We start from the raw sequence: 21,826 nt of genomic DNA, 5'->3' as shown, positions 1-21,826 counted from the left end.
AGAAGCTCAAGAGTTTCCGATTGGCATAACAAGACAGTCACACTCTTCCCCGCACCTCTGCCTCACTCCCCGAACCAGGCTTAGAGTCACGGCCAGTCACCGCGCCTCCGGATTTGTCAGTTCGGGTTCCAGCGCGCGACTCGGCCTCTCATCAGAGACGGCCGCGCCAGGGGAAAGGACTGACCGTGCGACACCGTTCCTTGCTGATTCTGACCTCCGTACTCACCACTGGAGCGCTTACTCTCACTGCTTGCGGCTCGCGCAGCGACGATGACAAGGGCGGCAGCACCGGCGGATCTGGCGGCGGCTCCAGCAGCGCCGCGAAGAACATCACCGTGGTGATCGGCGTCGACGCCCCCCTGACCGGTCCGAACTCGGCCACCGGCCTCGGGCTCCAGTACGGCGCCCAGATCGCCGTCGACGACGCCAACGCCAAGAACCTCGTCCCGGGCGTCACCTTCAAGATCTCCCCGAAGGACGACAAGGCGCAGCCGGCCACCGGCCAGCAGAACGCCACCGCCTTCACCTCGGACAACACCATCATCGCCGCCGTCGGCCCGCTGAACTCCGGCGTCGCCCAGTCGATGCAGCAGGTGTTCGCCAGCGCCAACATGGTGGAGATCTCGCCGGCCAACACCAACCCGGCGCTCACCCAGGGCAAGGACTGGGCGACCGGCAAGAAGACCCGGCCGTTCCCGACCTACTTCCGCACCGCCACCACGGACGCCAACCAGGGCGGCTTCGCCGGCGACTACGCATACAACACGCTCAAGGCCAAGAACGCCTTCGTCGTCGACGACAAGCAGACCTACGGCGCCGGCCTCGCGGGCATCTTCAAGGGGAAGTTCAGCGGCCTCGGCGGCAAGATCGCCGGCACCGACCACGTCAACACCGGTGACACCGACTACTCGACCCTGGTCACCAAGATCAAGAACTCGCACGCCGACATGGTCTACTACGGCGGCCAGTACGACGAGTCCGAGCTGATCACGAAGCAGCTCAAGGCGGCCGGCGTCAAGATCCCGCTGATGGGCGGCGACGGCATGTACTCCGACACCTACATCAAGACCGCCGGTGCCGCGGCCGAGGGCGACCTGGTCACCTCCGTCGGCGTCCCCGTCAGCACCCTGCAGACGGCCACCGACTTCATCAACACCTACAAGTCCAAGGGCTACCCCGGCGACTACGGCACCTACGGCGGCTACACCTACGACGCCACCACCGCGATCATCAAGGCCGTCAAGGTCGTCATGGACGCCAACGGCGGCAAGCTGCCCGCGATGCCCGACGCCCGCAAGGCGCTCATCGACGCGGTCCAGAAGACCGACTTCGACGGCGTCGCCGGCCACCTGTCCTTCGACGAGTTCGGTGACACCACCAACAAGCAGCTGACCGTCTACCAGGTCAAGTCCGGCAAGTGGGTCGCCGTCAAGTCCGGCACCTACACCGGCTGACCCCAGCAGCACCCGGGCCGCGCGGCCGGACGACCTCCGGCCGCGCGGCCCGCGCACCCCCCGCGTGTCCCCTCAGGGGCGCCGCACCACCGTCCCCGCTCCCCACCTGCTCCCAGCGACATGGAGGCCATGCGGTGCACACCCTGCCGCAACAGCTGGCCAACGGGCTGTTCATCGGCTCGATGTACGGGCTCATCGCCATCGGCTACACGATGGTGTACGGCATCGTCCAGCTCATCAACTTCGCCCACGGCGAGATCTACATGACCGGCGCCTTCGGCGCGCTCGCGGTCTACACGAACCTTCCGGACAGCATGTCCATATGGGCGGCACTGCCCCTCATGCTGGCCGGCGGCGCCATCGTGTCCGTGCTGATCGCGGTGGGCGCGGAGAGACTCGCGTACCGCCCGCTGCGGGGCGCGCCACGGCTGGCACCGCTGATCACCGCCATCGGCCTCTCACTCGCACTCCAGCAGGTCGTCTTCCTGTGGTACCCCAACGCCACCGCGGGCAAGCACTTCCCGCAGCTGCCCGGCGGCCCCTACCACGTCGGGGACGTCGACATCCAGAGCGGTGACATCTTCCTGGTCGTCGCAGCCGTCGTGTGCATGGCGGCGCTGGCCGCCTTCGTCCGCACCTCACGCACCGGCCGCGCCATGCAGGCCACCGCGCAGGACCCGGACACCGCGCAGCTCATGGGCATCGACACCAACCGCATCATCGTGATCGCCTTCGCCATCGGCGGCTTCTTCGCCGCCGTCGCCGGCCTCGCATCCGGCCTCAAATACGGCCAGATCAAGTACGACATGGGCTTCCAGGCCGGTCTGAAGGCCTTCACCGCGGCCGTGCTCGGCGGCATCGGCAACATCTACGGCGCCATGCTCGGCGGCCTCGTCCTGGGTGTCGCCGAGTCGTGCGCGTCGGCGTACATCTCCAACATCCCCGGCATGGAGCAGCTCGGCGGCGAGGGCTGGAAGAACGTCTGGGCCTTCGTCCTGCTCATCCTGGTGCTGCTGGCGCGGCCGCAGGGCCTGCTGGGCGAGCGAGTAGCGGACAGGGCGTGACGACGACATGACCGACATCCCCCTCGCGACCGCGGAAGCGGTCCTCGCCCCCGACACCGGCCGGCGGACCGCGCCCTTCATCCCGCTGCCCCGCAACGCCGCCCGGGCCGCCACGCTCGCCGGCGCGGTGGTCACCATCGCCTCGACCTTCATGTCCTGGACCTACACCACCGACTTCCCCGGCGACCTCACCGTCAGCGGGTACCCCGGCGGCCTGCAGGTCATGACGCTGATCGGCGCGATCATCACCGGCGTCGTCGCGCTGGGCGCCTTCCGGCTCAAGGGCGCCGCCTGGCTCAACCCCAGCAGGTCCAACAACTCCGTGCTGCTGCTGGCCCTGGCCACGCTGGGCACCACCTGGTACACGGTCATCGACATCGCCGCCAAGCTCGGCGGCATCGCCAACCTCGACCCCGGCGGCTTCGTCGCCGCGGTCGGCAGCCTGCTGCTCTTCGCCGGCGCCCTGGCCCTGCCGATCGACCGGCGCCCGCAGGAACCGGCCGACGCCGAGTACTACGAGCTGGGCCGCTTCGAGAAGTCCGCGCTGGTCGTCCGCTCCTACGTCTGGCTGCGCGAGGCCCGGCTGCACCACGCCGACATGCGCGTCGCCGACGCCCGCAAGCTCAACCCGTGGCTGCAGCGCCTGGTCATCGTGGTCGTCTACGCGCTCGGCCTGAAGATCCTCACCTTCGGCCTGGCCACCGACTACAGCGACATCTTCCTCGGCTACCTCATCGTCGTCGCGGTGGGCCTGTGGGGACTGGGCGCAGGCGGCCTGCTGCGGCAGTTCCAGCAGCTCACCCACCGCAACAAGCGGTTCGCCGCCACCGTCGGCATCATCGCCGCCGCGGCCTACCCCTTCGCGCAGAACAACGAGCACTGGGCCAACCTCGGCGTCAGCGTCCTGATCGTCGGCACCGTCGCCCTCGGCCTGAACATCGTCGTCGGCCTCACCGGCCTGCTCGACCTCGGCTACGTCGCCTTCCTCGGCGTCGGCGCCTACGCCGCGGCCCTGGTCTCCGGCTCCCAGTTCTCCATCTGGTCCGGCGTCCAGTTCCCCTTCTGGGCCGCGGCGATCACCGGCATGGCCGCAGCCTGCGTCTTCGGTGTGCTCATCGGCGCCCCCACCCTGCGGCTGCGCGGCGACTACCTGGCCATCGTCACCCTCGGCTTCGGAGAGATCTTCCGGATCGTCGTCCGGAACCTCGACGGCGTCAGCGGCCCGAAGGTCACCAACGGCCCGAACGGCATCGCCCAGATCCCCGACCTGTCGATCTTCGGGTACAACCTCGGCGCCAACCACGACATCGGGTCCTTCACCCTCGGCAGGTTCGCCAACTACTACCTGCTGATGCTGGTCATCACGATGATCGTGGTGCTGGTCTTCACCCGCGCCGCGGACTCCCGCATCGGCCGCTCCTGGATCGCCATCCGCGAGGACGAGACCGCCGCCACCGCCATGGGCATCAACGGCTTCCGCGTCAAGCTCGTCGCCTTCGCCCTCGGCGCGTCGCTGGCGGGCCTGGCCGGTACGGTCTTCGCCCACGTCACCAACAGCGTCGTGCCCGACCCGTACCAGTTCTCAGGACCGGTCCCGCCGAACTCGGCCTTCCTGCTGGCCGCCGTCGTCCTCGGCGGCATGGGCACCGTCAGCGGCCCCATCGTCGGCGCCGCACTGCTGTACGTCATCCCGGAGAAGCTGGACTTCCTGTCCAAGTACGAACTCTTCGCCTTCGGTCTCGCGCTCATCCTGATCATGCGCTTCCGGCCCGAGGGCATCATCCCCAACCGGCGCCGCCAGCTGGAGTTCCACGAGGACGAGACCACGGCACCCGGCAAACGGCCGTTGGGCGACGACACCGTCCCGGCCGCCACGGCAGGGGCGTGAAGGACACCATGACCACCACCATTCCCCAGCAGCCCACCCCGGAGCAGGCGCCCGACGGCGCCCCGCTGCTCCAGGCCAGCGGCGTCATCATGCGCTTCGGCGGCCTCACCGCGGTCCGCGACGTCGACCTCACCGTCAACACCGGTGAGATCGTCGGCCTCATCGGCCCCAACGGCGCGGGCAAGACGACCTTCTTCAACTGCCTCACCGGGCTGTACGTCCCCACCGAGGGCACCGTCAGCTACCGGGGCACGGTGCTGCCGCCCAAGCCGCACCTGGTGACCAAGGCCGGCATCGCCCGCACCTTCCAGAACATCCGGCTCTTCGCGAACATGACCGTGCTGGAGAACGTCCTCGTCGGACGGCACACCCGCACCCGCGAGGGCCTGATGTCCGCCCTCATCCGCGGCCCCGGCTACCACCGGGCCGAGGCGCGCTCCCGGGCCAGGGCCATGGAACTCCTGGAGTTCACCGGCCTGGCGGCCAAGGCCGACCACCTGGCCCGCAACCTGCCCTACGGCGAGCAGCGGAAACTGGAGATCGCCCGCGCCCTGGCCAGCGAACCGGGACTGCTGCTGCTCGACGAACCCACCGCGGGCATGAACCCGCAGGAGACCCGCGCGACGGAGGAACTCGTCTTCGCCGTACGCGACCAGGGCATCGCCGTCCTGGTCATCGAGCACGACATGCGCTTCATCTTCAACCTGTGCGACCGCGTCGCCGTCCTCGTCCAGGGCGAGAAGCTCGTCGAAGGCAGCTCCGAGGTCGTACAGCAGGACGAGCGGGTCATCGCCGCCTACCTCGGCGAACCCTTCGAGGCCGCCCCCGCCGAGGGGCAGCAGACGACCGGCGAGCAGGAGAACGACCGATGACCGCACTGCTCGAAGTGGAGAACCTGCGGGTCTCCTACGGCAAGATCGAAGCGGTCAAGGGCATCTCCTTCTCCGTCGAAGCCGGCCAGGTCGTCACCCTGATCGGCACCAACGGCGCCGGCAAGACCACCACGCTGCGCACCCTCAGCGGGCTGCTCAAGCCCACCGGCGGCAAGATCGTCTTCAACGGCAAGCCCCTCACCCGGGTCCCGCCGCACAAGGTCGTCGCCCTGGGCCTCGCCCACTCGCCCGAAGGCCGGCACATCTTCCCCCGGCTCACCATCGAGCAGAACCTGCAGCTCGGGGCGTACCTGCGCAAGGACTCCGGCGGGATCGGCAAGGACATCGACCGGGCCTACGAGCTGTTCCCGATCCTCGGCGAACGCCGCAAGCAGGCCGCGGGCACCCTGTCCGGCGGTGAGCAGCAGATGCTCGCCATGGGCCGGGCGCTGATGTGCCAGCCCAAGCTGCTCATGCTCGACGAGCCCTCCATGGGCCTGTCGCCGATCATGATGCAGAAGATCATGGCGACCATCGTCGAGCTCAAGGCGCAGGGCACCACGATCCTGCTCGTCGAGCAGAACGCCCAGGCCGCCCTGTCGCTCGCCGACCAGGCACACGTCATGGAGGTCGGCGCCATCAAGCTCTCCGGCACCGGCCAGGACCTGCTGCACGACGAGGGCGTGCGCAAGACGTACCTCGGCGAGGACTGACACCCCCGGCAGCAGGCGAGGGGCCGCACCCGGCAACCGGGTGCGGCCCCTCCTGCGTGACCTGCCGCTACTTCTCCGTGACCTCTTCGATCACGGCCTGCGCGACCGCCTGCATCGACATCCGCCGGTCCATCGACGTCTTCTGGATCCAGCGGAAGGCGGCCGGCTCGGTCAGCCCGTACTTCGTCTGCAGCACGCTCTTGGCCCGGTCCACCAGCTTGCGCGTCTCCAGCCGCAGCGACAGGTCGGCGATCTCCGCCTCCAGCGCCCGCAGCTCCTGGAAGCGGCTCACCGCCATCTCGATCGCGGGCACCAGGTCGCTCTTGCTGAACGGCTTCACCAGATACGCCATCGCGCCGGCGTCCCTGGCCCGCTCCACCAGCTCCCGCTGCGAGAAGGCCGTCAGCATCAGCACCGGCGCCAGCTTCTCGCCCGCGATGCGCTCGGCCGCGGAGATCCCGTCGAGCACCGGCATCTTCACATCGAGAATCACCAGGTCGGGCCGGTGCTCCTCGGCGAGCTTGACCGCCGTCTCCCCGTCGCCGGCCTCACCGACGACCGAGTAGCCCTCCTCCTCCAGCATCTCCTTCAGATCCAGCCGGATCAGCGCCTCGTCCTCGGCGATGACGACCCGGGTGGTCAGCGGAGGTACATGCGACTGCTCGGACTGCTCGTCGGACCTGTCGCCGGACTGAGCGGCGGACTCGTCGGGGGCGCTCACGGTGCTCCTCGTTTCAGGCGGGGTGCTGCTCCTAGAGCCTACCCAGCTCCGCTAAGGTTGGACGACGGAGGTCGCGATGCGGCCTTCGTTTCGAAGAGGCCCCGGTAGCCCAGCGGAAGAGGCAGTGCTCTCAAACAGCATCCAGCGTGGGTTCGAATCCCACCCGGGGTACTCCGCCTTCGAATCCCGGTAGGCCCCCCTCGTCGGGGGTCGTACCGGAGGAGCGTGGCAATAATGGGGGGCATGGCAAAGAAGCCGCCCGTTGGGGATCCCGTCCAGGACGCACCGCGCGTCAGCGCACCGAAGAAGGCGGCAGCCGGGCTTCCGGCGGTCGGCCATACGGTGGCGGCGGCCGGGGCGCAGATGGGCGCCAGGCGGGCGACGCTGACCCTGCTCAAGGTCAACCAGAAGGACGGCTTCGACTGCCCGGGATGCGCATGGCCCGAGCCGGAGCACCGGCACACCTTCGAGTTCTGCGAGAACGGTGCCAAGGCGGTCGCCGAGGAGGCGACGCTGCGCCGGGTGACGCCGGACTTCTTCGCCGAGCACCCGGTCGCGGACCTGGCCAGGCGCAGCGGCTACTGGCTGGGGCAGCAGGGGCGGATCACCCAGCCGATGTATCTGGCCGAGGGGGCCGAGCGCTACGAGGCGGTGCCGTGGGAGCGGGCCTTCGAGCTGGTCGCGGACGAGCTGGGCGCCCTGGACTCGCCGGACGAGGCGGTCTTCTACACCTCGGGCCGTACGAGCAACGAGGCGGCCTTCCTCTTCCAGCTCTTCGCCCGGGAGTTCGGCACCAACAACCTTCCCGACTGCTCGAACATGTGCCACGAGTCGTCGGGTTCCGCGCTGACCGAGACGCTGGGGGTCGGCAAGGGCAGCGTGCTGCTGGAAGACCTCTACCAGGCCGAGCTGATCATCGTGGCGGGCCAGAACCCCGGCACCAACCACCCGCGGATGCTGTCGGCGCTGGAGAAGGCCAAGCAGGGCGGCGCGACGATCGTGACGGTCAACCCGCTGCCCGAGGCGGGCCTGGAGCGCTTCCGCAACCCGCAGAAGGCGTCGGGCCTGGCGGGCGGCGGCACGGTGCTCACCGACCTGTTCCTGCCGGTCAGGCTCGGCGGCGACCAGGCGCTCTTCCGTGCGCTGGGGCGGCTGCTGATCGAGGCGGACGCCGTCGACCGGGACTTCATCGCCGAGCACACCCACGGTTTCGCCGAGTACCAGGCGGCGGCCCTGGCCGCGGACTGGGACGAGGTGCTGCGCGCCACCGGCCTGGACCGCGCCGACATCGACCGGCTGGACGCGCTGGTACGCAAGGCGAAGAGCGTCGTGGTGTGCTGGGCGATGGGCCTGACCCAGCACAAGCACGCGGTGCCGACGATCCGCGAGGTCGTCAACTTCCTGCTGCTGCGCGGCAATGTGGGGCGCCCGGGCGCCGGGGTGTGCCCGGTGCGCGGGCACAGCAACGTGCAGGGCGACCGCACCATGGGCATCTTCGAGCGGCCACCCGCCGCCTTCCTCGACGCGCTGCGGGACGAGTTCGGGTTCGAGCCGCCCCGGCAGCACGGCCTCGACGTGGTGCGGGCGATCCGGGCGCTGCGGGACGGCGAGGCGAAGGTCTTCTTCGCCATGGGCGGCAACTTCGTGGCCGCCTCGCCCGACACCGCGGTGACCGAGGCGGCGATGCGGCAGGCCCGGCTGACGGTGCACGTGTCGACGAAGCTGAACCGCTCGCACGTGGTGACGGGGGCGCGTGCGCTGATCCTGCCGACGCTGGGGCGTACGGAGAAGGACCGGCAGGCGGGCGGTGAGCAGTTCGTCAGCGTCGAGGACTCGATGGGCATGGTGCACGCCTCCCGCGGGGGCCTGGCGCCCGCGTCGCCGCAGCTGCTGTCGGAGCCGGCGATCGTCTCGCGGCTGGCCAGGGCGGTCTTCGGGGACCGCAGCCGGGTGCCCTGGGCGGACTTCGAGCAGGACTACGACCTGATCAGGGACCGCATCTCGCGGGTCGTGCCCGGCTTCGGCGACTTCAACGCCAAGGTGCGCAGGCCCGGCGGCTTCACCCTGCCGCACGCCCCGCGGGACTCGCGGACCTTCCCCACCGCCACCGGCAAGGCCAACTTCACGGCGGCGCCGCTGGAATACCCGCAGGTGCCGGAAGGGCGGCTGCTGCTGCAGACGCTGCGCTCGCACGACCAGTACAACACCACCATCTACGGCCTGGACGACCGCTACCGGGGCATCAAGGGCGGCCGCCGGGTGGTGCTGGTGCACCCCGGGGACGCCGCCGCAGCGGGGCTGCGCGACGGGGACTACGCGGACCTGGTCAGCGAGTGGACCGACGGCAGCGAGCGGCGTGCGGACGGTTTCCGCGTCGTGCACTACCCGACGCCGAGGGGCTGCGCGGCCGCGTACTACCCGGAGACCAACGTCCTGATCCCGCTGGACCACACCGCGGACACCAGCAACACACCCGCGGCGAAGTCCGTCGTCATCCGGTTGGAAGTGGCGGACCCCACGCGCCGCTGACCGGTTCCGTGCGGTAGAAAGCCGGTAGAAAGCTGTCCGGTACACCGAAAACCGCAGCGACCGAGCCGATCGGAGCCGACCGCATGGGCGAGCAGACCGTCCCCCGTTTCCCGCAGGAGATCCTGGAGCAGTACGCCGGGCTCGGCATCGACCTGGAGGCGCTGTTCTCCGCGGGGCACCTGGGCGAGCGGATGGGCATCCGGATCCTGGAGGCGTCGCCCGAGCGGGTGGTCGGCACGATGCCGGTGGAGGGCAACACCCAGCCGTACGGCCTGCTGCACGGCGGTGCCTCCGCGGTGCTCGCGGAGACGCTGGGCTCGGTGGGGGCGATGCTGCACGGCGGCCCGAGCAAGATCGCGGTCGGCGTGGACCTCAACGCGACGCACCACCGCGGTATGCGGTCGGGCCTGGTCACCGGCACCGCGACCCCGGTGCACCGGGGCCGCTCCTCGGCCACCTACGAGGTCGTGATCACCGACGACGCCTCGGGCAAGCGGGTGTGCACCGCCCGGCTGACCTGCATGCTGCGCCCGGCGGCTCCCGCGGCGACGGCCTGACCCGCGCCCGCCCGCGGCCCGCCCCCGGTGTGGGACGGGAATGTCACAGGGGCGTGGGAGGATCCGTACGTGGCAAAGAACGCATCGAAGACGACGACCGACCGCCCCCGCCTGATGCTGCTCGACGGGCACTCGCTGGCGTACCGGGCGTTCTACGCGCTGCCCGTGGAGAACTTCAGCACCGCCACGGGCCAGCCGACGAACGCGATCTACGGCTTCACGTCCATGCTGTCGAACACCCTGCGTGACGAGCAGCCGACGCATCTGGCGGTCGCCTTCGACGTGTCGCGCAAGACGTGGCGCTTCGACGAGTACCCGGAGTACAAGGCGACCAGGACCAAGACCCCCGACGAGTTCCGCAGCCAGGTGGAGCTGATCGGGGAGCTGCTGGACGCGATGGGCGTCAACCGCTTCGCGGTGGACGGGTACGAGGCGGACGACATCATCGCCACCCTTGCCACACAGGCCGAGGAGCTGGGCTACGAGGTGCTGATCGTCACCGGCGACCGGGACTCCTTCCAGCTGGTCAGCGACCATGTCACGGTGCTGTACCCGACCAAGGGCGTCTCGGAGCTGACGCGTTACACGCCGGCGAAGGTCGAGGAGAAGTACGGCCTGACCCCGCAGCAGTACCCGGACTTCGCCGCGCTGCGCGGCGACCCGTCGGACAACCTGCCCGGGATTCCCGGGGTGGGGGAGAAGACGGCGGCCAAGTGGATCACCCAGTTCGGTTCCTTCGCCGAGCTCGTGGACCGGGTGGACGAGGTCAAGGGCAAGGCCGGGGAGAACCTGCGGGCGCACCTGGAGGCCGTGAAGCTCAACCGGCGGCTGACCGAGATGGTGCGGGACGTGAAGCTGCCGCTGACCCCCGAGGGCCTGGAGCGGGTGCCCTACGACCGGCAGACGCTCGTCGGGGTGCTGGACGTGCTGGAGTTCCGCAACGCGAACTTCCGGGAGCGGCTGTTCGCGGCGGACCCCGGTGCGGAGCAGGAGGAGGCGGAGATCGCCGAGGGCGTCGCCGTCGAGGGCACGGTGCTGGCCGCCGGCGACCTGCCCGACTGGCTGGCCGCGCACGGCGGGACACCGCTGGGGCTGGCCAGCGTCGACACCTGGGCACTGGGCGCGGGCAGCGTCACACAGGTGGCACTGGCCTCGGCCGAGGACGCCGCCTGGTTCGACCCGGCGCAGCTGGACGAGGCCGACGAGCGGGCCTTCGCGGGCTGGCTGGCCGATCCGCAGCGCCCGAAGGTGCTGCACAATGCCAAGAACGTCGCGCGGGTGTTCGCCGAGCACGGCTGGTCGGTGGCGGGCGTGTCGATGGACACCGCGCTGGCCGCGTATCTGATCAAGCCGGGCCGCCGCTCCTTCGCGCTGGACGTGCTGTCGGTGGAGTACCTGGGCCGGGAGCTGGCGCCGGTGGACTCCGGGAGCGGGCAGCTGGCCTTCGGCGAGGAGAGCGAGGACGAGGGCGCGGCGGCGGCCGGTGCGCTGATGGTGCAGGCGCGTACGGTCCTCGACCTGGGCGAGGCCTTCACCGAGCGGCTGCCCGAGGTGGGCGCAGCCGAGCTGCTGCACGACGTGGAGCTGCCGACCTCGGCGCTGCTGGCGCGGATGGAGCGGGCGGGCATCGCCGCGGACCGCGCCCATCTGGAGGGCCTTGAGCAGCAGTTCGCCGCCGCGGTGCAGCACGCGGTGGCCGAGGCGCACGCGTCGGTGGGGCACGAGTTCAACCTCGGGTCGCCCAAGCAGCTGCAGGAGGTGCTGTTCGGCGAGCTGGCGCTGCCCAAGACGAAGAAGACCAAGACGGGTTACACCACCGACGCGGACGCGCTGGCATGGCTGGCGGCGCAGACCGACCACGAACTCCCGGTGATCATGCTGCGGCACCGGGAGCAGGCCAAGCTGCGGGTCACCGTCGAGGGCCTGGTCAAGACGATCGCCCCGGACGGGCGCATCCACACCACCTTCAGCCAGATCGTGGCGGCGACCGGCAGGCTGTCGTCCACCGACCCGAACCTGCAGAACGTGCCGGTCCGCACCGACGAGGGCCGGGCCATCCGGCGCGGCTTCGTCGTCGGCGGGGGCTACGAGTCGCTGCTGACCGCGGACTACAGCCAGATCGAACTGCGGGTGATGGCCCACCTGTCCGAGGACGAGGGCCTGATCGCCGCCTTCACCTCGGGCGAGGACCTGCACACCACGGTCGGTTCGCAGGTCTTCGGGGTCGGCAGGGACGCGGTCGACGCGGAGATGCGCCGCAAGATCAAGGCGATGTCGTACGGGCTGGCGTACGGCCTGTCGGCGTTCGGCCTGTCGCAGCAGCTGGGCATCGAGGCCGCCGAGGCCCGGGCGCTGATGGAGACCTACTTCGAGCGGTTCGGCGGGGTGCGGGACTATCTGCACCGGGTGGTGGAGGAAGCCCGCGTCACCGGGTACACCGAGACGCTGCTGGGCCGCCGCCGCTATCTGCCCGACCTCAACAGCGACAACCGGCAGCGCCGCGAGATGGCCGAGCGGATGGCGCTGAACGCACCCATCCAGGGGTCGGCCGCCGACATCGTGAAGATCGCGATGCTGCGGGTGGACGAGGCGATCACCGCGGAGGGCCTGGCGTCCCGGATGCTGCTGCAGGTGCACGACGAGATCGTGCTCGAAGTGGCCCCCGGCGAACGGCAGAAGGTCGAGGCGCTGGTGCGCCGCGAGATGGCCGGGGCGTATCCCCTTCGGGCACCGCTCGACGTCTCCGTGGGTGACGGTTCCGACTGGGAGTCGGCCGCGCACTGAGCCGGCCTCGGCCGGTCGACGCGCGGGTGACCTGCGGGGAAACGCTGCGCTGTGACAAAAGAGTGACGCCCGTTTACGCACATTTTGAGCATGCCGACGCGGTGGTCACGTGGTGCAAGTTGCCGTAGGGTCGGTCGAGTTGTGGCGCCGGAAACGGCGCGCTCGGGTACGTGGGAGGGGACCGCCCTATGGCAGCGCGGCGTTATGGCCGGAGGCTACGCAGGGGAGCGGCGGGCACCGCGGTCGCCGCCGCGGCGATGGCGGCGCTCAGCGCGTCGCAGGCACCGGGCTTCCTCCCGGTCGCGCACGCCGCAGCCGAGCAGCAGGACCAGCCGCCCGCGGTGACACCGCCGCCCGGCCCGGCCATAGACGGCGGTTCGCCGTACATCACGGACCTGCCGCCACTGAACACCCCGACCGGCCCGCCGCTGGTGTCCCCGACGACCACGCCCGGCGGCCCGTCGGTGAACCTGCCCGGCAACGGCGTGGGACTGCCCGCCACCGTGCTCGCCGCCTACCAGCGCGCCGAGGCGTCCGTACGGCAGACCGACCCCGGCTGCCACCTGCCGTGGCAACTGCTCGCCGCCATCGGCCAGGTGGAGTCGGGACAGGCCCGGCACGGCTCGGTCGACGCGAACGGCACCACGTACTCGCCGATCCTCGGCCCCGTGCTCAACGGCGACGGCTTCGCCGACATCAGCGACACCGACGGCGGCCGCTACGACGGCGACCCCGTCCACGACCGGGCCGTCGGCCCCATGCAGTTCATCCCCTCGACGTGGGAGCACTGGGGGGTGGACGGCAACGGCGACGGGGTCGACGACCCCAACAACGTCTACGACGCCGCGCTCGCCGCCGCCCATTACCTGTGCGCCGACGGGCGCGACCTGGCCGTGCCGCAGGACATGGACCGGGCGATCCTCGGCTACAACCACTCGCAGGCGTACCTGGACCTGGTCAAGGCCTGGTACAACCACTTCATGCAGGGCGGCGCGGTGAGCGTCCCCGACAACCCCGGCGGCCCCGGCACCACCAACCCGCTGTCGCCGACCGGCACCCCGTCGGCGCCGCCCACACCGCCCGGGTCCACGACCCCCGCGCCGGGCGGCACCCCCGCCCCCTCGGTGAGCCGTCCGCCGGCCGCGCCGGGCACCCCGCCGGGCAAGCCCAGCACACCCCCGACGACCGGTGAGCCGAGCAGCCCGCCGACCACACCGCCGACGACCGATCCCACGACGCCGCCGACGACCGACCCGACGGACCCGCCGACGACGCCCGGGTGCACCCCGACGCCCACGCCGACACCCACGGACTCGGCCACTCCCACGCCGACGGACACGCCCACCGACGACCCGTGTGCCACACCGACGCCCACGGACTCCGCGACGCCCACGCCGGCCGACAGCGGCGCCCCGACGACCGAGGCTGTGACGCCGACGCCGACGCCGTGACCGCGACGCAGGCATGACCGCCGTCCGGCGCGGCTGGGGTCCGCCTCAGCCGCGCCGGGCGTTGGTGCGCCGGGTCGGCGCCGCCGTCGAGGGGTCCTCGGGCCACGGGTGCCGCGGGTAGCGGCCACGCAGCTCGGCGCGCACCGCCCGGTAGCCCTCCCGCCAGAAGGACGCGAGGTCCGCGGTCACCGCCGCGGGGCGCCCCGCGGGCGACAGCAGATGGACCAGCACGGGCACCCCCGCGACCCGCGGGGACTCCGCGAGGCCGAACAACTCCTGCAGCTTCACGGCCAGTACGGGCTGCTCACCGCCATAGTCCACCCGGATGCGCGAGCCGCTGGGCACTTCGATGCGCTCGGGCGCCAGCTCCGCGAAACGGGCCGCCTCACCCGTCGCCCACGGCAGCAGCCGCGGCAGCGCGGCGCCCGCGTCGATCCGCGCCAGGTCCGCGCGGCGCCGGGCGCGGGCCAGTTCGGGCCCGAGCCACTCGCCGGCCCGGTCCAGCAGCGCGTCCTCGGCGACGTCCGGCCACGGCGGCCCCAGCACCCTGTGCACGAAGGCCATACGCTGCCGCAGCTCACCCGCGTCCCTGCTCCACCGCAGCAGGCCCGTGCCCTCGGTGGCGAGCCCGTCGAGCAGCGCGGCCTGCACCGCGGCCGGGTCCGGCTCCCGCAGCGGCGCCGCCGACAGCTCCACGGCGCCCAGCCGCTCCACCCGCCTGGCCACCACGTCGCCCTGCGCCCAGCGGACCTCCTCGTAGCGCTCCAGCGCCCAGGCGGCCGCCTCCCGCGCCGTCTCCTCGTCCACCACCGCCGCGAGCCGCACCCGCGCCGCGGCACGTCCCACCCCGCGGTCGGCGACGGCCACGGCGACCCACTCGGCCTCCCCGAGCCCGCCCCCGACCTCGGCCCCTGTCCCCGACACCATCAGATACCCGCCCTCGGGCCGCCGCCGGGCCACCCGCTCGGGGAAGGCCAGCGCGACGACGAGCCCGGCGGCGGCGTCGTCACCGAGCCCGCCGGACTCCCGACCCCTGGCCAGGCCGCCGGACGGGCGGTGGGACCCGGTGTCGATCCCGCCCGGTTCCGGGCTGCTGCCCCGTCCCGCGGCAGGGCCGTCATCTCGGGAGGTGGAGGCGGCCGACGGGCGGTGGGACCCGGTGTCGATCCCGCCCGGTTCCGGGCTGTCGTTCCGGTCGGCGGCAGGGCCGTCGTCGCGGGAGGTGGAGGCGGCGGACGGGCGGTGGGACTCGGTGCTGATCCCGCCCGGTTCCGGGCTGCTGCCCCGTCCCGCGGCAGGGCCGTCGTCGCGCGAGGTCGAGGCGGCGGACAGGCGGTGGGACTCGGCGCGCCAGCGGGGGGCGTAGGCGTCCTTCGCCCGGCGTGCGGTGTGCCAGGCCGCGGTCAGGTCGGCGCCGTAGGCCGCGGGGACCTCCTCCGACAGCAGGGCGGTCAGCTCGGCTGCGCGAGCGGTGCCCACCACGGGTGCCGCGTCGAGGAGCGCGCGGGCCAGGCGCGGGTGCAGCCCGAGGCGGCCGAGGCGGCGGCCCCGCGCGGTGGCGCGGCCCTCCGCGTCGACGGCGCCCAGAGTGCGCAGGGTGGCCCGGGCGGCGGCCATCGCGCCGGGCGGGGGCGGGTCGAGGAGGGCAAGACCCGTCACGTCGGGCTCGCCCCAGCAGGCGGCCTGCAAGGCGAAGCCGGTGAGGTCGGCAAGGGCGATCTCCGGTGCGGGCCTGCGGGCCAGCCGGTCGTGTTCGCCCTGCGCCCAGCAGCGGTGGACGGTGCCCGGCGCCTCACGCCCGGCACGGCCCGCGCGCTGCTCGGCCGCCGCACGCGAGACCCGGACGGTGGTGAGCGAGCCCAGGCCCCTGGCGTGGTCCATGCGCGGCTCGCGGGTGAGCCCGCTGTCGACCACGGTCCGCACCCCCGGCACGGTCAGGCTGGATTCGGCCACCGACGTGGCCAGCAGCACCCGGCGGCGCTGTCCGGGGGCCAGGGCCGCGTCCTGGGCGGCGGCCGGGGCGCGCCCGTGCAGCTGCAGGACGTCCACGCCGAGCCCGGACAGCATTCCGGCCACCCGGGCGATCTCCCCGACGCCGGGCAGGAAGCACAGCACGTCGCCGGTGTCCTCGGCGACCGCGGTGCGCACGACGGCGGCGACATGGGCGAGCAGCGCGGGGTCGACGTGCATGCCGTGCGGCGGGCGCACCTGCCGCGGCGGCGGCGCCCACCGCACGGCCACCGGGTGCAGGACGTCGGCCGCCTCCACCACCGGGGCGTCGAGCAGGGCCGCCCAGGCCGCCGTGTCGGTCGTCGCGGACGCGGCGACCAGCCGCAGCTCGGGCCGCAGCGTGGCGCGTACGTCCAGGAGGAAGGCCATCGCGGTGTCGGCGTCGAGGTGCCGTTCGTGGCACTCGTCGAGCACGACGGTGCCGACGCCCGCCAACTCCGGGTCGCGCTGCAGGCGTTGCAGTAGCACCCCGGTGGTCACCACCTCCACCTGCGTGGCAGGGGAGACCCTCCGCTCGCCGCGTACGGTGAAGCCCGCGGTCCTGCCGACGGGCTCGCCCAGCAGCCACGCCATCCGCCGGGCGGCGGCCCTGGCCGCCATCCGCCGCGGCTCGGCGACCAGCACCCTGCCCGCCGGGCGGCCCTGCGCCCCGGCCAGCAGCAGCGGCACCAGCGTGGTCTTGCCGGTTCCGGGCGGCGCTGCCAGCACCGCGCACCCGGGGCCTGCGAGCGCGTCGAGCAGCGCGGGCACGACCGCGGCGACGGGAAGGGCCAGCCCTTCCGGCCTGATCACCGGCGGCACGGCACCGCCCGTGCGCCGGCCCCGCTGCCGCGTGCGGCCCCGCGTCGCCTCATTCGGCCACGCCTCATTCGGCCACGCCTCATTCGGCCACGCACACGAAGATCGCGGTGCCCGGCAGCAGGCTGCCGCGCAGCGGGGACCAGCCGCCCCACTCCTGCTCGTTCCACTGCGGCCACTCGGGTTCGACCAGGTCGACCAGCCGCAGCCCGGCCGCCGCGATCTCCCGGACGCGGTCGCCGAGGGTGCGGTGGTGCTCGACGTATACCGCGAGGCCGCGGTCGTCCTGCTCGACGTAGGGGGTCCGGTCGAAGTAGGAGGACACCGCGGTCAGCCCCTCGGGTCCCGGCTCGTCAGGGAAGGCCCAGCGCACCGGGTGGGTGACCGAGAAGACCCAGCGCCCGCCGGGCCGCAGCACCCGGCGCACCTCGCGCTGCACCCTGCCGGTGTCGGCGACGAAGGGCAGCGCCCCGTACGCGGAGCAGGCCAGGTCGAAGGAGGCGTCGGCGAAGGGCAGGAAGGCGGCGTCGGCCTGCACCAGCGGCAGCGGCGCCCGGCCCGGCTCCTGGTCGATGCGGCGGGCGTGCTGCAGCTGCCGGTGCGACAGGTCGAGGGCGACCGGGCGTGCGCCCTGCGCGGCCAGCCAGCGCGAGCACTGGGCGGCGCCGGCGCCGATCTCCAGCACGTCGAGGCCCTTCAGCCCGGCCGCGGGGCCGAGCAGCGCGGCCTCCGCCTCGTCCAGGCCCTCGGGGCCCCACACGAAGCGGTCGTCGCCGAGGAAGTCGCCGTGCTCGATCTGGTAGTCGTCCGCGTTGCGGTCCCACCAGCCGCGGCTGGCCCGGCTGCTCTCCGTGATCCCGGCGCTGCGCCGGGTAGCTTCAGGTTCAGGTCCTTGGATCATCGCGGCAGTCGTCGTACTCTCTGAGAAGACCTGCGGTCGGGGGACTTGCGCCGGTTTGGTTCGTTACGCGCCCGGTGCGCTCTTCGTGCATTGACCGTGCCCGGCTGCCCCCGTATGCTACAAGTTGCGCTGCGAGCCTGCGCGCCTCAGACGGAGCAGGCCACGCTCGAATCTGTTGCAGATCCCCACGGCCCCCGGCCGTCGGTATCGGGGCAGGATTGAAAAAGGCTCCAGGCGTAGCAGTACCTACGACTTACTGTCCGTACCGGAGTCCTTTCCCTAATGACGAGCAGCACCGAGGCCCCTCGTACCACCCCGCAGGTGGCGGTCAACGACATCGGCAACGAGGAAGCCTTCCTCGCCGCGATCGACGAGACGATCAAGTACTTCAACGACGGCGACATCGTCGACGGCGTCATCGTGAAGGTCGACCGGGACGAGGTCCTGCTCGACATCGGTTACAAGACCGAAGGTGTCATCCCCTCCCGCGAGCTCTCCATCAAGCACGACGTCGACCCCAACGAGGTCGTCGCCGTGGGCGATGAGATCGAGGCCCTGGTCCTCCAGAAGGAGGACAAGGAAGGCCGCCTGATCCTCTCGAAGAAGCGTGCGCAGTACGAGCGCGCGTGGGGCACGATCGAGAAGATCAAGGAAGAGGACGGCATCGTCACCGGTACCGTCATCGAGGTCGTCAAGGGCGGTCTCATCCTCGACATCGGCCTGCGCGGCTTCCTGCCCGCGTCGCTGGTCGAGATGCGCCGCGTGCGCGACCTGCAGCCCTACGTGGGCAAGGAGCTCGAGGCCAAGATCATCGAGCTGGACAAGAACCGCAACAACGTGGTCCTGTCCCGCCGTGCCTGGCTGGAGCAGACCCAGAGCGAGGTCCGCCAGACCTTCCTCACCACCCTGCAGAAGGGCCAGGTGCGCTCCGGCGTCGTCTCCTCCATCGTCAACTTCGGTGCGTTCGTGGACCTCGGCGGTGTCGACGGTCTGGTGCACGTCTCGGAGCTGTCCTGGAAGCACATCGACCACCCCTCCGAGGTCGTCGAGGTCGGCCAGGAGGTCACGGTCGAGGTCCTGGACGTCGACATGGACCGCGAGCGCGTCTCCCTGTCGCTGAAGGCGACCCAGGAAGACCCGTGGCAGCAGTTCGCCCGCACCCACCAGATCGGGCAGGTCGTGCCCGGCAAGGTCACCAAGCTCGTTCCGTTCGGTGCGTTCGTGCGCGTCGACGAGGGCATCGAGGGCCTGGTCCACATCTCCGAGCTGGCCGAGCGCCACGTGGAGATCCCGGAGCAGGTCGTCCAGGTCAACGACGAGATCTTCGTCAAGGTCATCGACATCGACCTGGAGCGCCGCCGGATCTCGCTGTCCCTCAAGCAGGCCAACGAGTCCTTCGGTGCCGACCCGGCCTCGGTCGAGTTCGACCCGACGCTGTACGGCATGGCCGCGTCGTACGACGACCAGGGGAACTACATCTACCCCGAGGGCTTCGACCCCGAGACCAACGACTGGCTCGAGGGCTACGACAAGCAGCGCGAGGAGTGGGAGGGCCAGTACGCCACGGCCCAGGCCCGCTTCGAGCAGCACCAGGCCCAGGTCATCAAGTCCCGCGAGGCCGACGAGCAGGCGGCGGCCGAGGCCGGCACCGCGGCTCCGGCGCCCGGTGGCGCGGGTGGCGGCGGCGGTTCGTACTCCTCGGAGTCCGACGACAACTCCGGCGCCCTCGCCTCCGACGAGGCCCTGGCGGCCCTGCGCGAGAGGCTGGCCGGCGGCCAGAGCTGACCGCTGACCACCAGCCGTCGCGGCCCCGCCCCTCACACCGGGGGGCGGGGCCGCGCTGTGTGCTGCGGCAGGACCGCGGCACGCGGGAGGGAATGGCGGGCCGCGGTTGTTCGTTGTGGTGACAGAGAACGAGGAGGACGATCATCGTGCTGGATCCGCAAGGGCTGTACGAGTACGTACCGGGCGGGGCGGAGGCCGTGGACGAGGCGGTCGGCGACGCAGGGCCGGTGCTGCTGTACCACTTCGAGGGGTTCATGGACGCCGGCGAGACCGGCCAGCAGGTCAGTGAGCAGCTGCTCGACCGGCTCGACAACCAGCTCGTCGCGCGTTTCGACGCCGACCGCCTGGTGGACTACCGCGCCCGCCGCCCCCTGATGACCTTCGAACGCGACCACTGGACGTCCTACGAAGCACCGGAGATCGACCTCTACCTGGTGCGCGACACCACCGGCACCCCGTTCCTGCTGCTCACCGGCTCAGAGCCGGACGTGGAGTGGGAGCGATTCGCCACCGCGGTGCTCCAGGTCGTCGAGCGCCTCGGCGTGCGGCTCGCCATCAACTTCCACGGCATCCCGATGGGCGTCCCGCACACCCGCCCGGTCGGCCTGACCCCGCACGGCAACCGGGTCGACCTGATGCCCGGTCACCGCGCCTGGTTCGACGAGGCCCAGGTGCCCGGCAGCGCCTCCGCGCTGGTCGAGCTGCGGCTGGCCGAGGCCGGCCGCGACGTGCTCGGCGTGGCCGCCCACGTGCCGCACTACCTGGCCCGCTCCCCGTACCCGGACGCGGCCCTGGCCGTCCTGGAGGCGATCACCGCGGCGACCGGCCTGGTGCTCCCGGAGATCGCGCACGCCCTGCGCAACGAGGCGCACACCGTGCGGGTCGAGATCGACCGGCAGGTCGCCGAGGGCGACGGCGAACTGGTGTCCGTGGTGCGCGGCCTGGAGAGCCAGTACGACGCGGTCGCCGGATCGCAGTCCCGCGAGAGCCTGATCGCCGAGCCCGTCGACCTGCCCTCGGCCGACGACCTCGCCGCGGAGTTCGAACGCTTCCTCGCCGACCGCGAGGACGACGGCGGGCGCTGAGCCCGCGCCGGGCGGTGCACATGCCGCCCAGTAGGCTGGCCGGCATGCTGACAGTGGGTCTGACCGGCGGTATCGGGGCCGGCAAGAGCGAGGTGGCGCGGCTGCTGGCGTCCTACGGGGCGATCCTTGTCGACTCCGACCGGATCGCCCGCGAGGTGGTCGAGCCCGGCACCGAGGGACTGGCCGCGGTGGTCGCCGAGTTCGGCACCGGGGTGCTCGCCGCCGACGGGTCGCTCGACCGGCCGAGGCTCGGCGCGATCGTCTTCGCCGACGAGGACCGCCGCAAGGCGCTCAACGCGATCGTCCACCCGCTGGTCGGCGCCCGCTCCGCGGAACTCCAGAAGGCCGCGGGACCCGACGACATCGTGCTGCACGACGTGCCGCTGCTCACCGAGAACGGTCTCGCCCCCTACTACGACGTGGTCGTCGTGGTGGACGCCGACCCCGCCACCCAGCTCGACCGGCTGGTGCGGCTGCGCGGCATGACCGAGGACGAGGCGCGCTCCCGGATGGCGGCCCAGGCCGGCCGCGAGCAGCGGCTGGCCGTCGCCGACCTGGTGATCGACAACGACGGCCCGCTCGACGCGCTGGAACCGCAGGTGCGGGCGGTGTGGGAGCAGCTGCGCGAACGGGCCGCGCAGGCGTAGTCGCGCAGGCCACCGGCGCGGGCCGGGGCGCCGGCGGTGCGGGCAGGGCGGGGAATGCGGTTGCCGCCGCCCGTGTTGGGTATGTCTGACCAGACGATCATTCGTCCCCGTGCCCGATGTCAGGGAGGCGGACTTGTCCGAGCGCAGCCCAGAGACCCTTGTGATCGACTTCCGTGCCGCCGAGCAGCTGCTCGCCGCGCGCGACCCGCGCGGCGCGGTCAAGCTTCTCGACCCGGTCATCGCGGCCCACCCGGAGAACACCGCGGCCCGGCTGCTGCGCGCCCGTGCCTTCTTCCTCGCCGCGCAACTGCGCCCCGCCGAGCTGGAGTTCCAGATCGTGCTGGAGCGCGAGCCGGACAACGCCTTCGCGCACTTCGCGCTCGGGCGCACCCTGCAGCGCGCCGACCGGGCCGGCGAGGCCCAGCGGCACTTCCGGCTGGCCGCGGCGCTCGACCCGCGCCCGGACTACCTGGCCGCCGCCCGTTTCGACGGCTAGGCCGTGTTTTGGAAGTAGCGCCGTCCGCCCACAGGGCGGGCCCCGCGGCGTCCGGTGCGTGCGATCGCAAG

Annotated in this window: 16 protein-coding genes and 1 tRNA gene; 14 read left to right on the top strand and 3 right to left on the bottom strand. The window is 71.9% G+C overall.

Translation table 11 applies throughout. The features are described from left to right. Positions 1 to 185 precede the first annotated feature (185 nt). The 5 genes from JT723_RS10125 to JT723_RS10105 all read left to right on the top strand — a co-directional run bounded on the left by JT723_RS10125 (position 186) and on the right by JT723_RS10105 (position 5,991). Positions 186 to 1,454, top strand: a complete 1,269-nt coding sequence (locus JT723_RS10125) for a branched-chain amino acid ABC transporter substrate-binding protein (RefSeq protein WP_251512847.1) — start codon at positions 186 to 188, stop codon at positions 1,452 to 1,454. 134 nt (positions 1,455 to 1,588) lie between these two features. After that, positions 1,589 to 2,518: a branched-chain amino acid ABC transporter permease gene (locus JT723_RS10120; protein ID WP_205044187.1), complete on the top strand. Its 930-nt coding sequence runs from the start codon at positions 1,589 to 1,591 to the stop codon at positions 2,516 to 2,518. Positions 2,519 to 2,525: 7 nt separating this feature from the next. Continuing rightward, the gene (locus tag JT723_RS10115; protein WP_205044186.1) at positions 2,526 to 4,406 is read left to right on the top strand and encodes a branched-chain amino acid ABC transporter permease; all 1,881 of its coding nucleotides are present in this window, start codon (positions 2,526 to 2,528) and stop codon (positions 4,404 to 4,406) included. Between the two features lie 8 nt (positions 4,407 to 4,414). Then, positions 4,415 to 5,278 (top strand): ABC transporter ATP-binding protein, encoded by an 864-nt coding sequence (locus tag JT723_RS10110; protein ID WP_205044185.1) that lies wholly within the window; start codon positions 4,415 to 4,417, stop codon positions 5,276 to 5,278. Further along, positions 5,275 to 5,991, top strand: a complete 717-nt coding sequence (locus JT723_RS10105; protein WP_205044184.1) for an ABC transporter ATP-binding protein — start codon at positions 5,275 to 5,277, stop codon at positions 5,989 to 5,991. The genes JT723_RS10110 and JT723_RS10105 overlap by 4 nt, the downstream gene beginning before the upstream one ends. A 67-nt stretch (positions 5,992 to 6,058) precedes the next feature. On the opposite strand, the gene JT723_RS10100 is transcribed toward JT723_RS10105, so the two are convergent. Beyond that, entirely contained in the window at positions 6,059 to 6,712 is a 654-nt protein-coding gene (locus JT723_RS10100; RefSeq protein ID WP_205044183.1) for an ANTAR domain-containing response regulator, read from the bottom strand. 98 nt (positions 6,713 to 6,810) lie between these two features. Between JT723_RS10100 and JT723_RS10095 the strand changes: the two genes are divergently transcribed. From JT723_RS10095 to JT723_RS10075, 5 genes are all read left to right on the top strand, one after another. Further along, a tRNA-Leu gene (locus tag JT723_RS10095) sits at positions 6,811 to 6,883 on the top strand. Positions 6,884 to 6,955: 72 nt separating this feature from the next. Next, entirely contained in the window at positions 6,956 to 9,241 is a 2,286-nt protein-coding gene (locus JT723_RS10090) for an FdhF/YdeP family oxidoreductase (RefSeq protein WP_205044182.1), read from the top strand. An 83-nt stretch (positions 9,242 to 9,324) separates the two neighbouring features. After that, complete coding sequence (locus JT723_RS10085; protein WP_205044181.1) at positions 9,325 to 9,798, top strand: PaaI family thioesterase; 474 nt, start codon at positions 9,325 to 9,327, stop codon at positions 9,796 to 9,798. A gap of 69 nt (positions 9,799 to 9,867) precedes the next feature. Beyond that, on the top strand, positions 9,868 to 12,582 hold the full coding sequence (polA, locus tag JT723_RS10080) for a DNA polymerase I (protein ID WP_205044180.1): 2,715 nt from the start codon (positions 9,868 to 9,870) through the stop codon (positions 12,580 to 12,582). Positions 12,583 to 12,770: 188 nt separating this feature from the next. Beyond that, the gene (locus tag JT723_RS10075) at positions 12,771 to 14,033 is read left to right on the top strand and encodes a lytic transglycosylase domain-containing protein (protein WP_205044179.1); all 1,263 of its coding nucleotides are present in this window, start codon (positions 12,771 to 12,773) and stop codon (positions 14,031 to 14,033) included. Positions 14,034 to 14,078: 45 nt separating this feature from the next. On the opposite strand, the gene JT723_RS10070 is transcribed toward JT723_RS10075, so the two are convergent. Continuing rightward, positions 14,079 to 16,835: an ATP-dependent RNA helicase gene (locus tag JT723_RS10070; RefSeq protein ID WP_205044178.1), complete on the bottom strand. Its 2,757-nt coding sequence runs from the start codon at positions 16,833 to 16,835 to the stop codon at positions 14,079 to 14,081. Positions 16,836 to 16,923: 88 nt separating this feature from the next. Further along, on the bottom strand, positions 16,924 to 17,742 hold the full coding sequence (locus JT723_RS10065; protein WP_205044177.1) for a class I SAM-dependent methyltransferase: 819 nt from the start codon (positions 17,740 to 17,742) through the stop codon (positions 16,924 to 16,926). Between the two features lie 282 nt (positions 17,743 to 18,024). Here JT723_RS10065 and rpsA point away from each other — a divergent pair, with 282 nt between their 5' ends. The 4 genes from rpsA (at position 18,025) to JT723_RS10045 (ending at position 21,755) form a co-directional block, all read left to right on the top strand. Next, positions 18,025 to 19,527: a 30S ribosomal protein S1 gene (gene rpsA / locus JT723_RS10060; RefSeq protein ID WP_205044176.1), complete on the top strand. Its 1,503-nt coding sequence runs from the start codon at positions 18,025 to 18,027 to the stop codon at positions 19,525 to 19,527. Between the two features lie 146 nt (positions 19,528 to 19,673). Further along, positions 19,674 to 20,612 carry a PAC2 family protein gene (locus JT723_RS10055; RefSeq protein WP_205044175.1) on the top strand — a complete coding sequence of 313 codons (939 nt, stop codon included), beginning with the start codon at positions 19,674 to 19,676 and terminating at the stop codon, positions 20,610 to 20,612. 44 nt (positions 20,613 to 20,656) lie between these two features. Then, positions 20,657 to 21,259 (top strand): dephospho-CoA kinase, encoded by a 603-nt coding sequence (gene coaE / locus JT723_RS10050; protein ID WP_205044174.1) that lies wholly within the window; start codon positions 20,657 to 20,659, stop codon positions 21,257 to 21,259. Between the two features lie 133 nt (positions 21,260 to 21,392). Continuing rightward, complete coding sequence (locus tag JT723_RS10045) at positions 21,393 to 21,755, top strand: tetratricopeptide repeat protein (protein WP_205044173.1); 363 nt, start codon at positions 21,393 to 21,395, stop codon at positions 21,753 to 21,755. Positions 21,756 to 21,826: the final 71 nt, after the last annotated feature.

The sequence above is a fragment of the Actinacidiphila bryophytorum genome, from assembly GCF_016916835.1.
Taxonomy (GTDB): domain Bacteria; phylum Actinomycetota; class Actinomycetes; order Streptomycetales; family Streptomycetaceae; genus Actinacidiphila; species Actinacidiphila bryophytorum.
This window is presented reverse-complemented; position numbering and strand designations above follow the sequence as displayed.

Excerpts from the sequence above, each read along its gene's own strand:
- JT723_RS10115 (WP_205044186.1), top strand. The coding sequence starts at position 2,526 with ATGACCGACATCCCCCTCGCGACCGCGGAAGCGGTCCTCGCCCCCGAC.
- JT723_RS10110 (WP_205044185.1), top strand. The coding sequence starts at position 4,415 with ATGACCACCACCATTCCCCAGCAGCCCACCCCGGAGCAGGCGCCCGAC.
- rpsA (WP_205044176.1), top strand. The coding sequence starts at position 18,025 with ATGACGAGCAGCACCGAGGCCCCTCGTACCACCCCGCAGGTGGCGGTC.
- coaE (WP_205044174.1), top strand. The coding sequence starts at position 20,657 with ATGCTGACAGTGGGTCTGACCGGCGGTATCGGGGCCGGCAAGAGCGAG.
- JT723_RS10075 (WP_205044179.1), top strand. The coding sequence starts at position 12,771 with ATGGCAGCGCGGCGTTATGGCCGGAGGCTACGCAGGGGAGCGGCGGGC.
- JT723_RS10090 (WP_205044182.1), top strand. The coding sequence starts at position 6,956 with ATGGCAAAGAAGCCGCCCGTTGGGGATCCCGTCCAGGACGCACCGCGC.
- JT723_RS10065 (WP_205044177.1), bottom strand. The coding sequence starts at position 17,742 with ATGATCCAAGGACCTGAACCTGAAGCTACCCGGCGCAGCGCCGGGATC.
- JT723_RS10105 (WP_205044184.1), top strand. The coding sequence starts at position 5,275 with ATGACCGCACTGCTCGAAGTGGAGAACCTGCGGGTCTCCTACGGCAAG.
- JT723_RS10085 (WP_205044181.1), top strand. The coding sequence starts at position 9,325 with ATGGGCGAGCAGACCGTCCCCCGTTTCCCGCAGGAGATCCTGGAGCAG.